Origin of the sequence: Vibrio sp. qd031 (assembly GCF_002100145.1) — a bacterium.
Taxonomy (GTDB): domain Bacteria; phylum Pseudomonadota; class Gammaproteobacteria; order Enterobacterales; family Vibrionaceae; genus Vibrio.
Window position 1 is genome coordinate 44530 of the sequence record NZ_JXQD01000005.1, and the last position, 19432, is coordinate 63961.

10 protein-coding genes and 2 pseudogenes are annotated in these 19432 nt (G+C 41.4%); all 12 read left to right on the top strand.

The window, feature by feature from the left end:
* The first annotated feature begins 58 nt into the window (after positions 1 to 58).
* The 12 genes and pseudogenes from rfbB to ST37_RS04230 all read left to right on the top strand — a co-directional run bounded on the left by rfbB (position 59) and on the right by ST37_RS04230 (position 19269).
* Positions 59 to 1162 carry a dTDP-glucose 4,6-dehydratase gene (gene rfbB / locus ST37_RS04180; protein WP_084884049.1) on the top strand — a complete coding sequence of 368 codons (1104 nt, stop codon included), beginning with the start codon at positions 59 to 61 and terminating at the stop codon, positions 1160 to 1162.
* A 32-nt stretch (positions 1163 to 1194) separates the two neighbouring features.
* Positions 1195 to 2619 carry a mannose-1-phosphate guanylyltransferase/mannose-6-phosphate isomerase gene (locus ST37_RS04185; RefSeq protein ID WP_084884050.1) on the top strand — a complete coding sequence of 475 codons (1425 nt, stop codon included), beginning with the start codon at positions 1195 to 1197 and terminating at the stop codon, positions 2617 to 2619.
* Positions 2616 to 3971: pseudogene (locus ST37_RS20200) on the top strand (phosphomannomutase CpsG); the annotation flags it as partial. The gene ST37_RS04185 and the pseudogene ST37_RS20200, both read left to right, overlap by 4 nt.
* Positions 3972 to 4817: 846 nt before the next feature.
* Positions 4818 to 6713, top strand: a pseudogene (locus ST37_RS20205) (glycosyltransferase); the annotation flags it as partial.
* 9 nt (positions 6714 to 6722) lie between these two features.
* Positions 6723 to 7670: a hypothetical protein gene (locus ST37_RS04195; protein WP_084884052.1), complete on the top strand. Its 948-nt coding sequence runs from the start codon at positions 6723 to 6725 to the stop codon at positions 7668 to 7670.
* Positions 7671 to 8032: 362 nt separating this feature from the next.
* Entirely contained in the window at positions 8033 to 10921 is a 2889-nt protein-coding gene (locus tag ST37_RS04200; RefSeq protein WP_084884053.1) for a glycosyltransferase, read from the top strand.
* Positions 10918 to 11829 (top strand): Stf0 family sulfotransferase, encoded by a 912-nt coding sequence (locus ST37_RS04205; protein WP_084884055.1) that lies wholly within the window; start codon positions 10918 to 10920, stop codon positions 11827 to 11829. Before ST37_RS04200 ends, ST37_RS04205 begins: the two co-directional genes overlap by 4 nt.
* Before the next feature lies 1 nt (position 11830).
* The gene (locus ST37_RS04210; RefSeq protein ID WP_084884057.1) at positions 11831 to 13159 is read left to right on the top strand and encodes a hypothetical protein; all 1329 of its coding nucleotides are present in this window, start codon (positions 11831 to 11833) and stop codon (positions 13157 to 13159) included.
* A 31-nt stretch (positions 13160 to 13190) separates the two neighbouring features.
* On the top strand, positions 13191 to 14417 hold the full coding sequence (locus ST37_RS04215) for an SGNH/GDSL hydrolase family protein (protein WP_084884059.1): 1227 nt from the start codon (positions 13191 to 13193) through the stop codon (positions 14415 to 14417).
* 6 nt (positions 14418 to 14423) lie between these two features.
* Positions 14424 to 16118, top strand: coding sequence for a glycosyltransferase family 2 protein (locus ST37_RS04220; RefSeq protein ID WP_143698121.1), 1695 nt, complete (start codon positions 14424 to 14426; stop codon positions 16116 to 16118).
* A gap of 108 nt (positions 16119 to 16226) precedes the next feature.
* On the top strand, positions 16227 to 17501 hold the full coding sequence (locus ST37_RS04225) for a hypothetical protein (protein ID WP_143698122.1): 1275 nt from the start codon (positions 16227 to 16229) through the stop codon (positions 17499 to 17501).
* Between the two features lie 148 nt (positions 17502 to 17649).
* Entirely contained in the window at positions 17650 to 19269 is a 1620-nt protein-coding gene (locus ST37_RS04230; protein WP_172400927.1) for an SLC13 family permease, read from the top strand.
* Positions 19270 to 19432 lie beyond the last annotated feature (163 nt).

A 19432-nucleotide genomic window follows, 5' to 3' on the forward strand; every position in this document is an offset into this window, starting at 1 on the left:
TGGTATTTCCATAAGATTTTTAAGTAGTCAATTATTCAAACTCATTAAAGAAAACGTCATGACGATTCAAACAAACTCGAAGTCACCCCGCCGATTACTGGTAACTGGTGGCGCTGGCTTTATTGGTGCTAATTATGTCCACTATTGGTTAAAAACTTACCCTAACGATACAGTTGTGGTTTTAGATGCCCTAACTTATGCAGGAAACAAGGCTAATTTGGACGCAGTTCAAAATAACCCCAATTTTGTGTTTGCACACGGCGATATTTGTGACACTTCATTAGTCGAAGGGCTGCTTAAGTCTCATAATCTAGATACCATAGTCCACTTTGCTGCGGAGTCTCATGTTGATCGATCTATTACTGGTCCTGATGCATTTATTGAAACTAATATTTTGGGCACATACAGCCTTTTGAAAGCAGCGAAAAAAGTATGGTTAGACGAACCAAAGCAGTGCGGTAATGCTCCTTTACCTCATCGCTTTCACCATGTTTCTACAGATGAAGTCTACGGAACACTTGAGCCAAATGATCCGGCCTTCACTGAAGAGACAGCGTATGCACCGAACTCTCCATACTCTGCTTCTAAAGCGGCGTCAGATCATTTGGTACGTGCTTACCATCATACTTACGGACTGGAAGTCACGACCTCTAACTGTTCAAACAATTATGGGCCTTATCATTTTCCAGAAAAGTTGATCCCGTTGATTATCACCAACATTTTGCATAATAAGTCGCTGCCAATATACGGCGATGGGCAGCAGATTCGTGATTGGCTTTTTGTTACCGACCACGCGCGTGGAATTGACTTAGTGTTAAATAAAGGCCGTTTGGGTGAAAATTACAACATTGGTGGTCACAATGAGTGGGCCAACATCGATATTGTAAAAGTGGTCTGTAAGTTGATGAATGAAGCATTTGCCAATGACTCAACGCTCATATCTCGATTTTCGCAAGCGAAATCAGCGATCGAAGGGAGATCAGAAGAACTGATTACTTTTGTAACTGACCGAGCAGGTCATGATCGTCGTTACGCAATTGACGCTACGAAGACCAATAAGGAATTGGGGTATTGCCCCGCGGAAAGCTTTGAAACAGGGATTGCTAAAACAGTGGAATGGTACTTAGATAACGAATCGTGGTGGAAACCGCTACTACCGTAAAACCAAAACTAAAAATGAGATAAGGGACTACAATGATTCTCCCAGTAATAATGTCAGGAGGCAGCGGCTCTCGTTTGTGGCCGCTCTCAAGAAAAAAACACCCAAAGCAATTTTTGTCTTTGGTGAGTGACAATACTATGTTGCAAGACACCGTATTGAGATTAGAAGGTATTGAGGCGCTAGATCCAACGATAATTTGTAATGAAGGTCATCGATTTGTTGTAGCGGAGCAATTGGATGAACTAGGGAAGCTTGGTGGTGAGATTATTCTCGAACCACAAGGCCGCAACACAGCCCCAGCCATAGCTTTAGCGGCCTTTACTGCACTGGAGTCTGGACAAGATCCGTACCTATTAGTTCTCGCGGCGGATCATGTTATTCAAGATGTTCAAGCTTTTCAAAATAGTATTGCCAATGCATTAGAGTGTGCGCAACAAGGCAATATAGTGACCTTTGGAATTGTGCCAACCAAACCTGAAACAGGATATGGGTACATAAAAACGGGTGAGGCATTAAGTTATGGGAAGAGTTATCACGTAGAGCAATTTGTTGAAAAGCCAGACCTAATTACCGCACAGGCCTATTTTGAGTCTAATCAATATTATTGGAATAGCGGGATGTTTATGGTCAAAGCGAGTCTTTACCTAAGTGAGCTTGAACGCTTTAACCCAGCTATTTACCAGGCATGCCAAAAAGCGGTTTCTGGTGCAACAAAGGAAACGGATTTTACTCGCCTTGACAATGAAGCGTTTATGCAAAGTCCGGATAATTCAATAGATTATGCCATTATGGAGCAAACAGACCTTGCTGCTATGGTTCCACTTGATGCTGGGTGGAGCGATGTGGGATCATGGTCATCTATTTGGGATGTTGCCGAGAAAGATGAAGCTGGATGTAGCATTCGAGGTGATGTAAAAACCATTGATGTTCATAATAGTCTTATTGATGCTAGGGGAAAATTGGTGGCCGCTATCGGTGTTGACAACCTAGTCATTGTTGAAACCAGTGATGCCGTCGTCGTTGCAGATCAATCTCGTGTTCAAGACATTAAGAAAATTGTTGATGAACTAAGAGAAGAAAATCGTAGAGAGGCCATCGAACACAATAGAGTCTACCGCCCTTGGGGTCACATTGACTTGCTGCAGCGAGGCGGCCGTTACAAGTCCAAACAGGTGACTATTAAACCTCACCACAGTTTGTCATTGCAAAAACACTACCACAGATCAGAACATTGGGTGGTAGTTTCAGGAACAGCAGAGGTTATTTGCGATGGCGAAAAACGATTAGTAACAGAAAACCAGTCAACTTATATTCCAATTGGAGCGGCTCACCGAATTGGCAACCCAGGAAGCATTCCGGTAGTGATGATAGAAGTGCAAACGGGTGCGTACATTGGCCAGGATGATATAGAGCGACTTGAGGATCGCTATGGATTTGAACAGGATAAATTTAAATGAGTACTGAGTTAACATGTTTTAAAGCATATGACATACGTGGAAAACTTGGCGAGCAACTAAACGAAGATATTGCCTATCGGATTGGCCGCGCATTTGCACAGTACCTAGACGCAAAAAAAATTGTAGTAGGTGGTGATGCAAGAGAAACCAGCGAACCACTCAAACTCGCTTTAGCTAAGGGAATTCAAGATGCCGGTTGTGATGTTGTTGATATTGGCCTAGTGGGAACCGAAGAAATTTACTTTGCAACGTCAAATCTAAAAATGGATGGTGGAATTGTAGTTACTGCATCTCACAACCCTATTAATTACAATGGGATGAAGCTGGTACGCGAAAATTCAAAACCGATAAGCGGAGATACTGGACTGAATGAAATAAAAGAAATTGCTCAATCCAGTACCTTTGAAGACGTAGATACTGTTGGAAATTACAAGAAACTCTCCAATCTTGAGCACTATATTGATCACCTACTGGGTTACATCGAACTATTAAACATCAAGCCACTTAAATTGGTTGTTAACTCCGGCAATGGTGCTGCTGGGCATGTTATAGACGCGATCGAAGATAAATTCAGTCAAAGTGGTGTCCCAATAGAGTTTGTAAAGGTGCACCATGAGCCAGACTCAAGTTTTCCAAATGGTATACCAAACCCTCTACTGCCAGAAAATAGAACAGATACAGCAAACGCTGTAATTGAGCATCAAGCCGACATGGGGATCGCTTGGGATGGGGATTTTGACCGCTGCTTTCTGTTTGATGAGAATGGAGAGTTTATTGAGGGTTATTACATAGTAGGTTTGCTCGCTGAAGCATTCCTAAAACAAGATAACCAGCAAACCATCATTTATGACCCTCGAGTTTATTGGAATACGGAAGACATCATCACACAATGTGGTGGCGACCCGGTAATGAGCAAAACCGGACACGCATTTATCAAAGAGCGAATGCGACTAGAAGATGCCGTTTATGGCGGCGAAATGAGTGCACATCACTATTTCCGAGATTTCTTTTACTGCGACAGTGGCATGATCCCGTGGTTATTGGTTGCTGAGCTTCTTTGCACCAAACAACAGCAGTTATCGCAGCTTGTGGAAGAGCGCATTGCGCTATATCCGAGCTCGGGTGAAATCAACATGACGGTGAGTGACCCAGATAAAGTTATCACCACCATTGAAGCACTGTATGGCAGCTTACCAGGCAGTACCATTGACAAAACAGATGGTCTTGGCGTGAGCTTTAGCGACTGGCGCTTCAACTTACGCAAGTCGAACACCGAGCCATTAATCCGCCTTAACGTTGAATCTAGATTGAGTCAATCACTAATGAACGAGAAAACAGAACAACTTATAGAAAATATACAAAGTAGTGAACCTATCCAAGCTAACCTAAATGGTGCCATTGATGCCTTTGAGAACGGGATAGTGAGCGGGTGGGCGCTCGACCACAGCGATTTATCGCGCACTTTGGATATTCAAGTGGTGTGTGATGAGAAAGTGCTCGGTTTTGGGCGAGCGTCAATCCCGCGCCCGGATCTTAGTAACGAAGAGCTCGGAGAGGCCTGTTATGGATTCGAAATTGACGTAGACGATCAATGGCCAGTAGGTACAAAGCAACTTACGCTCAACATTGTAGACGACAAAACAGGGCAACAGATTAATGCAGAATCCAAACAAGTCCCCCTGTTATCACAACGTTTTTACGCAACAATAATAGGTGAAATGCACGGACATGTAGTGACTAAAATAGAGTCGCGTCAACCACTGGGTAAGAAGCAAATTAACCTATTTCATGAAGATGAGCTTGTTCACAGCTTGATGATTGACAGCAATGAAACTAAGGTAGAGATCCAGCAGCCTCTGCCTCATAAGTTTCAAGATGGAAAAGCGCGCCTGTACAAAATTGGCATGTCTGGCATTGCAAATATCATTGGCATGCAGACCATCACTTGTCATGCAATACAAACGCCGTGGCAATATGTGAAAGAAAGCTACAATAAACCAGGTTTCTTATCTAAGTCAGCTCAAGCTGACAGTCGCTACGAATCACTGCACTATCAACTGGAAGCAATTGCTAAAGACGCTTCGCAGATTGAAACGAAAAACTTACTTACGGCACATAGTGTTGTAGTGGAAGGCTTTGAGGGAAGAGGCAAGTTCCCTAAATTTGCATTACCAAAACATGACAAGCCAGAAGTATCTATTATCGTTCCTGCCTACAACAAGTTTGAGCTTACCTACCACTGTATAGCCTCAATAGCACTGGCCTTCAATAAAACCAGCTATGAAGTGATCTTGGCAGATGATTGCTCAACAGACGAGACCTCTGAAGCGGAATCGATCATTGATAACTTAGTGGTATCGCGTAACCCTGAGAACCTACGCTTTTTGCGCAGTTGCAATCGAGCAACTGAGATTGCCAAAGGCGATTACATTGTATTTTTGAACAATGACACCGAAGTTACGTCATTTTGGTTAGACGAGTTAATTACCAAAATGAAGCAAGACACGTCCATTGGCATGACGGGATCAAAGCTACTTAATCTAGACGGCACAATGCAAGAAGCGGGAGGCATTGTGTGGGAAAATGGTCAACCATGGAACGTTGGGCGAAACCTAAACCCACTTACCCCAGAATATAACTACGCTCGTGAAGTGGACTACTTAACAGGCGCGGCCATGTGTATTCGAAGCGACATTTGGAAAGAGGTAGGTCAGTTTAGTGAGGAGCTGGTCCCTTGCTACTACGAAGATACAGATTTAGCATTTAAAGTGCGAGATGCGGGTTACAAAACGGTTTACATTCCACACTCGGTTGTTGTGCACTTTGAAGGCCAAAGCCATGGTACAGATGTCACCAAAGGATTGAAGCGCTATCAAGTGGTGAACGAAAGCACCTTCCGTCAAAAGTGGTTTAAGCAATACCGTAACAACGGTACGGCAAGCTTTGAAAACCTGCGCTTTGAAAAAGACCGTAACATCGACCAACGGGTTTTAGTGATCGATTATGCGTCCCCTATGCCAAACAAAGATGCAGGAAGCTACGCAGCAATACAAGAGATGAAACTCATTCAATCTCTAGGCTTTAAAGTAACCTTTGTACCAGCAAACCTTGCTCACTTTGGTAAATACACCACAGAGCTGCAACGCATGGGAATCGAAGTGCTCTACGCCCCCTTCTATTACAGCGTAAACCACGTACTTGAAACTCGCCTAGACGAGTTTGACGCAGTCTATATTACTCGCTACAGCATCGCTAAAGATTACATTGACTACATTCAGTCTAACTCCAAAGCAAAAGTGGTGTTTAACAATGCGGACCTACACTTCCTAAGAGAAATGCGTGCAGCCCTGCAGGACGAAACCGACCAAGAAGCATTGAATAACGCCCTTAATACGCGAACTCAAGAGCTTGAAGTCTGCAGAAAAGCGGACGCAGTTTTGTGCTATAACAGTACCGAACACGCGGTAATCACTAGCCATATTCTAGAAGCAGAAAAGCTGCACATAACCCCTTGGGTACTTGAGCCAAAACCAAAAGGACCAAGCTTTAGCGAAAGACAGGGCATTGCTTTTTTAGGTGGGTTTAACCACACTCCAAATGGAGAGGCGGTTGAGTATTTGGTTAATGACATTATGCCACTTCTAGCAAAACATAGACCCGAAATCACTTTATACGTATATGGCAGCAACATGCCAAAACACATTAAGGCGATGGAGACAGATAATATTAAAATGGTCGGCTTTGCTGAATCCTTAGATGGCGTATATCATGATCACCGCGTATTTGTCGCTCCGCTGCTTTCTGGTGCGGGTATCAAAGGCAAAGTACTAGAATCTATGGCCTATAATTTACCTACTGTACTTACTGAGGTAGCAGCAGAGGGTACGGGTCTTTCACATGGCATAAGTACTTTGATCGCGCAAAAACCGCAAGCATGGATAGACGCTATAATTAAGCTCTACGATGATGAAATACTATGGAGCAAGTTTGCGGAAAACAGCCAAGTATTAGTTGATTCGAAGTATTCTACAGAGCATGGTAAAAAGGTAATGAAAGACATATTTTCAAGTATTTTTATTTATTCAACTAAATAGTGTTAAATTATGAAAAAATTATTTTTACATATAGGGCCTCACAAGACGGGATCTACATCGATACAGCGCTCTCTCATCGACAATAGATATGAACTAAATAATCATGGAATTGTATACCCAGAGATTGGTTTTCACTATATGGGACATCACAAGCTTGCTGAGGCCTTATTAAATGATAATTTTACTAAAGCAAAACTAATAATTGAAGATATAAACTCAATAGATAGCTCAGTAGTGATTTCTTCGGAGAATTTTGATTTGCTTAATACAAAACAAGTAGAGTTCCTGAAAGAAAACCTCAACTATGATCAAGTGAAGGTTATTTATGTATATAGGAACACCGCTGAGAAACTCGTCTCATCTTGGCAAGAGAGTATCAAGCACGGTGGTATGGATTTGTTTAGTGAGTTTATGTGCGAACACCTTTCTAGACCATTTATGAGTGAGGTTTTAAATGATAAATCAATACTCGATAGGTATTCAAGTTGTTTTGGTGAAAGTAATTTGAATGTACTTATTTTACAAAAAAACAGGAACCTAATTGATGACTTCTATAAGTGCTTAGGCATAGATATTAGTATTGAAAATTTGAAGGTGAATGTCTCTGCCAACTATCTGATAATAGAGTTACTAAGGCAATTAAATGTAGAAAAATTTAAAAGAGACGGGACTGTAGATGTTGAGTTAAGAGAGTCATTATTCAACTATATCTCAAATACGCCAGGTTTTATTGATCTAGTTGTTGATAATATTGAGTTTTCTTCCTATACGAAGTTCAGGTTGGATAATATTTTTATAGTTAATCATTTTCAAGAAGAATTGAAGAATAAATACATTAAATTCCATGATTATAGTGAGGAAGTTAAGTATGAATATGATCTTCCTTCAAGTAAGTTTAAGTTTAATTCTGTATTTATTGAAGAAATTTACGGTATTATTACTGAGAGTATGGAATGATGAATAAAGAACCTATTATTGACTTGGTCTGCTGTGGGGTAGATATGGATGAAGACTTTCAAATTGAACTCTATAAATATATTTTAAAAGAAACACGAACTGAAATATACCGAAAACATGACTAAGTAGATTTCATTGTCCTTGTGGTTAGTGCCATTGCTTCGTTAGTGATTAATTATTATTTGGATACCATGACTTTTGACTTGTTTTATTGAAAAGTAATGGAAAATGCCTCACTAATGAAGCGATTTATGACAAGGAAACTTACAGTTTCGTGGCACAAAAATATGCCAAGGACATTCAACTTATAGATAAGATTGGTCATTCAATATTGATGGCTGAAGAGACCCAAAGTAATACAGATGATCAGACCCGTACTCAGTAAATCAATCGACAACAAAAACATTCAAAGACTACGCCAATCTGGCTTGGTCGATTCTCAATGGTACTTAGACCGCTATTCGGACCTAACTGGAAGCAGTGTGGATGCTGTAGAACACTACTACTTTTACGGCTGGAAAGAAGGGCGCGATCCCAATGCTTTTTTTGATTCGGAGTGGTTCATTCAGCAATATGGCATTACAAAACAGTGTCAGCTTTTGTACTACATGAAATATTGGAATAGAAAGTCTTTAGTTCCGTCATTAAGATTTGATCCCAAACAGTACCAATTTGGTAATGCTGACGTACTCAAGGCCGGTTTTGAGCCGCTGTCGCACTACATGCTTTATGGTAGACGTGAAGGCCGGCAAGTAGTGGGGCAAAAGGTGCACCTTCCTGATGAGCTTAATGAAGTTCGTAGAACAGGATTATTTTTAGCTGATTGGTATGAGATAACTCATGAAGATCTGCGCGATTCTGGCGTTAACTCACTAGAGCATTTTGTATATTTTGGTGAGGGTGAGTCAAGAAACCCTAATCCATATTTCGACATTAAGTGGTATCGAAAACAATATGCTGAAGAGTTAGGTGACGAGTCACCGCTGCTTTTCTATGCCACTAAAGGCTGGAAGTTAGGGCATTCTCCTTCCCCGCGTTTTGATGGCCCATATTACGCAGAGCAACACCTAGCGGACTTAGACAAAGAGCAAGAGCCATTAGCTCATTACCTAACTAAGGGTAAGAAAGCAGGGCTAGCCATTAAAGGGTTAAATGACGCTGTTGTCTCTAGCGGAGGCAAGTTAAAGTTCGATGCCGATGCAAAGCTTACCCAAGACCCTAACTTAAGAGCGCTAATTGATAATATACAGGTCGATTTAGCACCCAGCAGCGATAGCTATTCTGGCAAACTCGACATTCATTGGGTGATGCCAGACTTTGCCCCAGGTGCTGGCGGGCACATGACCATTTTTAGAACCATACGTTTTCTAGAGATTTTTGGTCACAGCAATACCATTTGGGTGTATGCGCCAAGTCTACACCACTCCAGTGAAGAGGCCTATCAAGACATTATTCAACACTTCCAGCTGCTAAAGGCTCAGGTGAAGTTTGTCACTGATCCATCTTTTAGCAAAACGCACGGAGATGTGATTTTTGCAACAGACTGGGGCAGTGTGAGTTTTGTTAATGCAGTAAGCAATTTCAAGCGTCGTTTTTACTTTGTGCAAGATCACGAGCCTCAATTTTATGGTCAAGGTAGCTATGCCATTGCCGCGCAAAATACCTACGCTCACGATCTAGACTGCATCTGTGCAAGCCCTTGGTTAAAGCAGTTAATGGAAACCAAATATGGCCGTTGGGCTAGAGAGTTTTGGTTGTCAGTAGATTTCGATACCTACTCTTTGCCCAAACAGAGACCCGACAATGGTGATGTGGTAAAAATCGCGTTTTATGCTCGCCACTTCACTCCTCGCCGCGCGGTAGAGCTAGGGTTTTTGGCGTTAGAGGCGTTGGCGCAGCAGGGCCTCAATATTGAAGTTCATTGCTTTGGTGCCCCACTGCCTTTTAACCGTGCTCCATTTGACTGCATTGATCATGGAATATGCAGTACCGATGAACTGGCAAAAATTTATCAGCAATGTGATATTGGCGTAGTGTTCTCTGCAACAAACTATTCGTTGATCCCTCAAGAAATGATGGCGTGTGGACTGCCTGTCGCAGAGTTAGACGTAGAAAGCACCCGAGCTATTTTCCCTGAGGGTGTGGTTACCCTGCTCAACAGTGAGCCAAGGCTTATGGCCCAAGATTTAGCTAAGTTGGTACAAGATAAGTCGAAACGAGAAACACAAGCGAAGCTAGCCTATGAGTGGGTAAGTCAGTTTACCTGGCAAGACGCAGCAAAAGCGGTAGAGAGTGCGTTATTTGAGCGTTTATTAGAGCTTGGCTTTAAAAAGTTAGATTCCATGCCTGAGAAAGCCGTTAAGGCATCGGTCATCATTCCTACATGGAATGCAGGTGAGGTCTTCAAGCGTGTCATCAAGAGGTTGCAACAGCAGCAGGCGCCTTGGCCTTTTGAAGTTTTGGTTGTAGACAGTGGCTCAACCGATGGCACTGTCGAGTTTGTGCAATCTCAATCAGATATCAAACTTCACACCATACCCAACAGTGAGTTTCAACATGGTCGTACGCGTAATCTCGCGATAAGCCTCTCTAAAGGTGAGTATGTTGCGGTGCTAACGCAAGATGCGTTGCCTGTAGATGAATATTGGCTGTACAACATGGTGACAGCGCTAGAGCACTATCCAAATGCTGCGGGTGCCTTCGGTAAGCATTTTGCTTGGCCTGATGCGGATCCGTACACCAAGCGAGATCTCAAAGGGCATTTTGAAGGCTTTGAAGCCTACCCTTATTGTGTTTCCAAAGAAACAGACAAAGCGCGTTGGAAAAGCGGTGAGTTGGGCTGGAGACAGTTTTTACACTTCTACAGTGATAACAACTCTATTATGCGACGCAGTGTTTGGGAGAAAATTCCCTATCCTGAAATAAAGTTTGGTGAAGACCAGGCTTGGGCTAACGACATCATTCATGCAGGCTATCAAAAAGTGTATTGTAAGCAGGGGGCTGTGTTTCATTCTCATGACTTTGATGAAGGGAACGTAGAAAAGCGCGCATTTGAAGAGGCTGAGTTTTTTAGGGATGTATTTGGCTACACCATGGTTGAGTCATCACAAACGTCTCAGACTATATCCAATTTAAACGAAGGAGATCGTTTTTGGGGAACTGAAAATGACCTTACTGACGAAATGATAGAGCGCCGCATGGCCTCAAACAGCGCTAAAATCTCAGGCTTTGCAAAGGCAAATATTAAATGAAACAAATAATAATTTTATGTGCAACTCAGCGTTGCGGTTCAACAATGATTGTTGATGACTTTAGAAGTAGTAAAGTTCTTGGTCTACCAGAAGAGTATTTTATTCCCTGGACTAAACATCAGTTGGATGATCCCATTAGGAATTTCAAAGGAATTCTTAATCGTGCCTCTACTGATAACGGAGTTGCCACTATAAAGGTAATGGCCGACCAGCTTGAGCATATAGAAAGTAACCTAGCGGCAATCGGATTTTGTTCAGAAGAAGAGCAAGTTGAGGGCTATTTACCACACTGTAAAAAACTGTTTCAAGGGGCTAAATTCGTTCGAGTGGATCGCCTAGATAGTGTGTCTCAAGCGGTATCACGTTACATGGCTGTTCAAACAGGGAAGAACCATCTGGTTGATGCGAGTGCTGACTATGTGCCAGGTAACTCCACTGATTCGAATAGAAATTATAATGATGCGGTGCGACTAGACTCATCGAAACTTGATGAATTTGTCATTTCTATAGCAAAAGAAAAGAGCATTTGGGATCGCGCCTTACGAGCGTGGGACGAAACTCCTCTAGAGTACTTAGTGTATGAAGAGTGCATGCTTAATCGCGACTACGTTAGTGCAATATGCAATAAGCTAGGCATAGAACTAAATCAGTTAGGAGAGAGACAGCTTAAAAAAATAGGCAATGCAAATAATGATGTAATGGTTAATGACTACGCTAAAGAGTCATACACAAGCAAAATGAAAAGCATAGAAGCCTATACCAATCAAATCCGAGATGTTGGCTTTTCCCTAATAGGAACTCATAATCTAGCCGCGTTAACTCTGCTTAAGGTAGTTAAGAAAATCAGACCAAATTCACCGGCGGTTGCTCAAAAAATACGAGAACTTTCTACGAATGAGCAGAAGTAAAATGTCTATCGTTGAAGACTATTGTCAATTTCTAGATAAAGGCTTTCCCGAAAAAATAGTCATTGCCTTTTCCTCCTCAACGCCTAGGGGCAAATTTCAGTACTACAAAGTACTAAACGATTTAAAATGCAATGTTATTTTAGTCAATTGTCCAGACACCTCCTACTATCACTTTGGATTGCCATCTTTAACATTGGAGTCAACCATTGAGCATATAGATGGTTTGCTTCATCAGCATCGAGCCGAATCAACGAAGGTTATTTGCTTCGGTTGTTCAATGGGAGGGTACGCAGCATTACTGTATGGCTCCTTATTGAAAGGTGTGGACGAAATTTTTGCATTTTCGCCTACATGCCCTCCATTCGGAGAGAGAAAAAACCTTCTCGAAGAGATAGACAAGCATACTGTACGCTATGGCGAGATACGTGATAAGCTTTTTCGATCTGAGGCTTCTAAACTGCTTATCTATGGTGGGCTGGAGCGCTCTGACTATTTGTCAGCAAATGAATTTTCAAGTTTACCAAATAGCGAGGTTATGCATCGAAAAAACACGTGCCACTCCGTTGTGGAACCGCTATTGAAAACACACTCTATTGGAGCTTTATTTACACGATCTACGTTTCAATCTGACTCTTTTTCAAGTGTGAATCTTGGCGATCATCGGGATGAGATCGAAGCACTAATTTCCGGAAACGGTGTAGGAAATCGTGTGCGCGTTATGCTTGGGCACTACTCGCAGTTGACATGGCAACAGAAGTCAATACTAAAGTTGCTGATATGTAAAACAGATATTGATATTAGTGTACCTAAGTCATTCATTGAAGACTTAATATCTGATCAAGAAAACTTCAATTACTATACCTTGGTCATTATTCTTCACTATCTAAAATCTAACACGTTGAGCAAACATCAGTTGGAAGAGATTACTCGGTTAGGGTTGGATTTGTCTGATGATGAATCTCATACTAATGTTCCTCTTCGAAACAAGATGCTTAAAGCTATTGTGGGAATCGTGAAATATGGAGACGATGTCTTTATAAAGAGTTTTATGAAGCAAGAATCAAATCGAAATGAGCAATTAGATACATTACTTGTTCACGATATTGTTCTGGCTCAAAACTCTAGCTTCGCTGCAGCACGTAGTGTAGGTGTAAAAAATATAAACGATGTGCCTATACTAAGGCGACTTGCAGCTAAATATGAGCAGCTGGGTGATATTGAATCTGCCTATTGCATGATATATTTGGCAAAGAGAATTAATCCAAAAGGAAAATACTTGATTGGTAAGTCTGAGCATCTAAGAAGCGCTATTCTTGAGAGCTGCTTATAAGCCTGGTTTTCGTCTAAGAAAAAATAGTACTATGAAAAAAATATTACTCTTGGGAGGCTCTAATTCGATAATAAAGGCCGGACTCAATTTAGGGTTATGTGACATTGATGATATTCAACTCGCATTAGGCGCATCTTCGTGTTTACAAAATATACACGCAATAGTCAGCAACAATACGTTGATCCAACAGGTAGATGTCGTTGTGACAGAATCGAATGTCAATGATAGCTATAATGTAAGCAACGTAGGGTATTGTATCGTTCGAATGAAAGAGTCCATCAGGCTCTACTATGAAGAACTGTATAGGCTGGGGAAGGCTGTTTTCGTTTTATTATTGCCGGTTAAACAATATTCTAGTCGCTCTCCAGAAAAAATAGTCGTAGATCAGATCAACAATGTTCATAGAGAGTTGGCAAATGAGTACGGCTACTATTTAGTTGATGTTGACAAAGCTCTTTCTAGTTCAGTGTTTTCAACATTTGAAGAAAGGGTATTGCAGCCTGACAGCTTGCATATGAATGATGCTTTCATGTACTGTTTGGGTGCTAACCTACGTAACTATATCCTACGGAGTGAGTTTGAAGTTAGAGAGCAGTTCCCGTCAAATTATTACGCCATCAATCTTGAACCAACGGGAGAAAAATCAAACTCAAAGTTTAGTAGATCTACAAGCCGTATTGCGAAGAAGACTTTTGTTCACAATGAACAGGGGCTTTGTGTTGGTGTTGAAACATGGTCAGATGGTCCAAGCCAGTTGATTATAGAAGACGCGAATAGAAAAATAGTAAAAGGATTTAATAAAAACCTTTCTTTTAATGAGTTGGATGCTTTTCAATCAAAAAGCTTTTCTCTAGAATCAGTTATAGGTCCTGCGATGATATCTACTGAAAACAGTGTGAATGTGAAGACCCCTACTATGATTGAGCACCTTACTAATATCACTTCTTTACTATTTATAAAAAATACTGTTAGTTATGTGAATAAAAATATTTCTAATAACGTTATTGATATCAGTTCGTTAATACCCGATTTTAATCCGTTCTTAAGTGCTGCTGAAAAACTACCATTTTATATTGCTAATGACAGTGACGCGAACATTTTAAGAAGTGCCGCTTTGCAGTTAGAAAAGAAAAATGTCTCATTAAGCCTAAAACTAATGACACTTGCAGCTAAAATAAGACCAAGTGGGGTTTATATTAAGAGCAAGGTTAAAGAGTATAAAGCATTGATATCACAAAGAAGAGAAGAACAAGGTTAATAGCGCGTGATCAAAACCCTCAAGGCGATTTTTTGGTCATTGCCTTTCTCTAATGCGTTGTATAGTAAAGTGGTAGCTAGGATGCCTGAACAAGTCACGCTTGGTCTTATTAAGCGAAAGCAACTTCAAGAGCTAGCTTCATTCGCGGCAACTTCAGATAAAAAGGTGCTTCTTATACTTGACTTGAGTAGGGGCGGCTATGACATTGATGTATTAATTTCCACAGTTCGTTCAGTTCGTAGTCAGAGTTTCTCTGACTGGCAGTTGCTTGTTACAGGTGAAGTTGAAGAGGCAAAATGCCGTATTAAATCGGTGTTTCAAGATGATAGAGTGCTATTCGAGCAATTAGAAGTGGGTTCTTACACATTCGTAGCCGAACTTTATCCTGGACAACAGTTGAACTCTATGGCGCTGAGTGCGTTATTACATTTTTCTTCTGACGACACAAATGTTCTATATTCAGATAGTATGGAAACCATAAGTGGAAAGGGAAAAGCGATACTTCGATCAGGTTGGAACTTGGAGTTGGCTTATTCACAGTATTACTTAGGTGCTTTTGTTCTTTATCGTGCTTCTGTGTTTGGTGATTTGCATACTTGGTTGGTAAAACCTTCTCATTTTCAACGAGTATTACACATTATTGCCAATACTTACTCAGAAGTTAACGCTATCCATGTACCTTACATGCTCTATAGTGACAGTTCCGAAACACCTAACTACAGTGCTGATTCTGATGCAATCGCATTGGAGCGATACCTAAATAGTACATATAACATCGACAGAAAAGCCAATGTCAAAGTAGTTAATGGCATGGTGCCTAGATCAAATAGGGTTGTTTGGCCTACACCAGCTATTCCTCCTCTTGTTTCCGTAATTATCCCAACTAAGAATGGTAAAAATCTGGTGGAGCAGTGTATCGATAGTATACTCCGCTGCAAAAAGTCAATACCTCTGGAAATCATTCTGGTCGACAATCAATCAGATGAATATGAGTCTTTACATTACTTTGATTGTCTTGAGCGTGATGAGACTGTGCGGCTGCTTCGATATAATCGACAATTTAACTATTCAGCTATAAACAATTTTGCTGTAGAACATGCTCGTGGTGATCTGATCGTGTTTATGAATAACGATATTGAGCTTATTGATAACCTTTGGTTAGATGAGTTTGTTCGCCAACTTAGCCGAGATACAGTTGGGTGTGTTGGTGCGAAGCTTTACTATCCAAATGATACAATTCAGCATGCCGGAGTAATTCTAGGTTTAGGTCGTTGTGCAGGGCACAGCCATAAACACTTTGCACGAGATGATGATGGATATTTAAATAGATTAAAGCTGGTCCAAAACTATCAAGCTGTCACGGCTGCTTTGTTGGGAGTGCGAAAGGACGTTTTTGAACAAGTTGGTGGCTTTAACGAGGTAGATCTTAAAGTTGCATTTAATGATGTCGACTTTTGTCTTAAAGTACAGCAGGCTGGTTACAGTAACGTTTGGTCACCATATATTGAAGCGTACCATCATGAATCTATTAGTCGAGGAGATGACTTCTCACCACATCACCGACAAAGGTTTTTCAGTGAAGTCGCATATATGCAAACTACATGGAAGCTAGATTCTATAACGGATCATCACTATAACCCATGGCTTACATTGGGCAAAGAAGACTTCTCGGTAGACCACACAAGCTTGTACGATAAGTAAGCAGTATCATGAATATTGCAAGATAAACTAAAGATAAATTGGTCACAACAGTTGGAATTAAAAAAAATAATTATTCACGCAGGACCTGGTAAAACAGGGACTTCCGCTTTGCAGAAATGGTTGAACAGTAACCGTGAGCTCCTATCTAGTCATGGCGTTTACTATCCTAAGCATTCTGTGGCAGGGCACGACATCAGTTCTGGTCATATGGGACTGTTATTAAGAGAGAAAGACAAACAGTGGGTGCTGGATGACAGTAAGTTCAATAATCTGATTTCAAAATTTGAGTCGATGGACGAACATACTCTTTTATTGTCATCAGAGTTTTTCTTTCGATTAATACCAGACCTTGTAAAACGCTTGCCAGATGCAGAGTTTCTTTTATACGTTAGAAACCCTACTGAAATGCTGGAGTCCAGCTATAACCAGGGGGTAAAGCGTCATGGGTATTTTCATAAGCTAAAAACCCCTGAAAAGGCCCCTAATCAATTCTGGAATACGTTAGACAAAATACTGTGTGCTAATGAACCTATAAAAATGGTCCTTAGGCCCTATCATAAAGAGTGTTTCCACAATGGAAGCATTGTCGCCGATTTTCTGTTTAGTTTAGGAATTGAGTACAGAATCGAAGATAGCCGTATCAATCCATCTTATACTCTTCCCGCGTTGGAATTTAAGCGTCTCGCGAACTATTTTCCATTGGAAAAGCTTTCTCATCGACTCGACAGTGCACTTCAAGGTTATACAAAGGGTAGCCAGCGTTATTCATTGATAGAGCCAGAAATGTTTGCTAAGTTGAATCGCGAAAGCATGAGTAGCTTGCAGGGGTTCCTTGAGAAGTATGATTTTGGTAGTTTGCAACCACTTCTAGGCAAGTTTTCTCAAGCCAAACAAAAGTCTTTTGTGGAGCAGCACGCCACTCAAAGCGAGCTTGGAGAGGTTTGGCAATATCTAAATGAAATCGATCGTACTTTGTCGATAGAACTAAGAGATTTAGTGGCGAAGCATGCAAACATCCCATTAGATAATGAAACGTTCTATGCGGTTCTTGGTGTTACTTCAAAAGTGCGGGATATTTCTGACATCATGGATAGGGAACTCATAGAGAGCGTAGGGCGGTTTACAATCTCGCCCGACAAGCGTGGTAAGGTATTGTTTGAGTTGGCTCGCTACCATGAAACTAAGGGTGAGCTTAATTTGTCAGTGTCGTATTCTAGCGCCGCTCACTATTACTCGCCTCACAATCAGCGTTTCTTCAGTTTCTACATTAAGCAACTTGTAAAAGTAAATGAGCTTACAGCATCATCAACGGCTAACTCAGACAGTAAGAGAAAACTCAGTCAGCGCGTTCAAGGGCTATTGCAATTGAGACGCAAGAAGTGAGTTAGTATGATTATTTATATGAAATTTAAGAATTCAGTTGAGAGTCAATACATTGGCTAGTATTTCTCTAACATTGTTTGCGCTGACAATCTTTGGCCTTGTCTACTTTCAGTCTAAGCCCGAAAGGGTATTTGGCATTCTGTTAATTATGTTAAGTACATTGGGCCTGGTCACAACTCAGCAAATAGTGGACAGCTTTGCCAATGTAGGCGTTCTCACACTAGTAATGCTGATGGTCTGCTCCCTTGCTTTAGAGAAAACTAAGTTCTTGCGAGTGGTTGCAAAGTTTGTCATGAAACCAAGTTACAAGCGCTCGTGGATAAACCTGTTTGCATTTAGCGCACTGTTCTCGGCTTTTTTGAACAACACTGCGGTTGTTTCGAGTATGCTCGCTCCTATTCGTAACAACCGCCATCATGCTGCAAGTAAATTGCTTATACCGTTGTCCTATGCTGCTATTTTAGGGGGAACGCTGACCCTCGTGGGTACTTCAACAAACCTGATTGTAAATTCGATGGTTGTTGAGGCTAATTATTCGCCGTTAGGTTTTTTTGAGTTTACTAAAGTCGGTAGTTTGCTTTTAATTAGTTGTGGTGCAGTCTTGATGGTGACTTCTAGGTGGTTGCCTCATCGTGTACAAGATACTGCTCGCGCTGCAGACTATTTTATCGACGTTCAAGTAGATGAAGACTCCCCACTGCTTGGTCAATCAATAGAAGCGAACGGATTGAGAAACTTAGAATCGCTCTTTTTGGTGGAGTTGGTTCGCGGTAAACAGCTTATATCTCCGGTAGCGCCAACAGAAGTTCTGCAAGAGGGGGATCGTTTGCTTTTTAGTGGTGACATTAAAAAGGTCACACTATTAAAGCAGTTTAGCGGACTTTCGATGTTTGCGACTGAAAATGGTTTGCCTCTCAACAATTTGTCAGAAGTAATCGTGAGACCAGAAAGCACTTTGGTGGGTAAAACACTCAAGCGAGCAGGCTTTCGAGCTCTGTTTGACGCGGCAGTGGTTGCTATTAAGCGCGATGGCCAGCGCATTTCTGGTAAATTGGGTGATGTTACTCTACAGCAGGGCGACTTTTTGATTCTGGCCGTAGGTGAGGATTACAAGTCTCGACACAATATCAACAAGAACTTTTATGAACTTAGCGGTGTAGAGACTGAAAAAACCTTATCTAGCAGCCGAGAATGGTTAGCGGTGGTTGGTTTTGGGTTGGCGATAGGCTTGTCAGCGCTAGGTATTGTGCCTTTGTTTACAGGTATGTTGGTGTTACTAGGGTGTTTGTTGTTAACAAACACGCTGAACACCAGTGAGATTTTACAAAGACTACCTGTTCAAATTTGGCTAATCATTTCCTCTGCTCTAGCGCTTTCTTTTGCCTTTACAAATACTGGCGTCGACCAACTTTTGGGGTCTTGGATAATTGGTTATCAGGACACTCTCAGCCCATTTATGCTTTTGGTATTGGTCTACATCAGTACATGGGTGTTAACCGAGTTGGTTACAAACAATGCAGCTGCTGCACTGATGCTGCCCATTGCTATAGGATTGGCAAATGGTCTCGGAATTGACCCTATGGCGTACATTATGATTGTCGCTTTTGGAGCGAGCGCTAGTTTTGTGAGTCCTTATGGGTACCAAACTAACTTGATGGTGTTTACTGCGGGTCAGTATAGATTGGCAGACTTTGTAAAAGTTGGATTACCTGTAGCGATCACTTATGGCTTTGTTGCTGTTGGGGCAACGGCTTGGCTTTATCTTTGAGATAATTGTGAGTTACTTCCTCGCATCGGTGCAATAGCGACGTCGTTTCTCGAAGCGCAGCGCTCTCGCTCCTGCCCAGCTTGAAAACATATCTTATAACCAAAGGCTCAGTGCTGAGACTTCTCACTGAGTCCCAAATTGATTATTCTGTGCACATACAGAA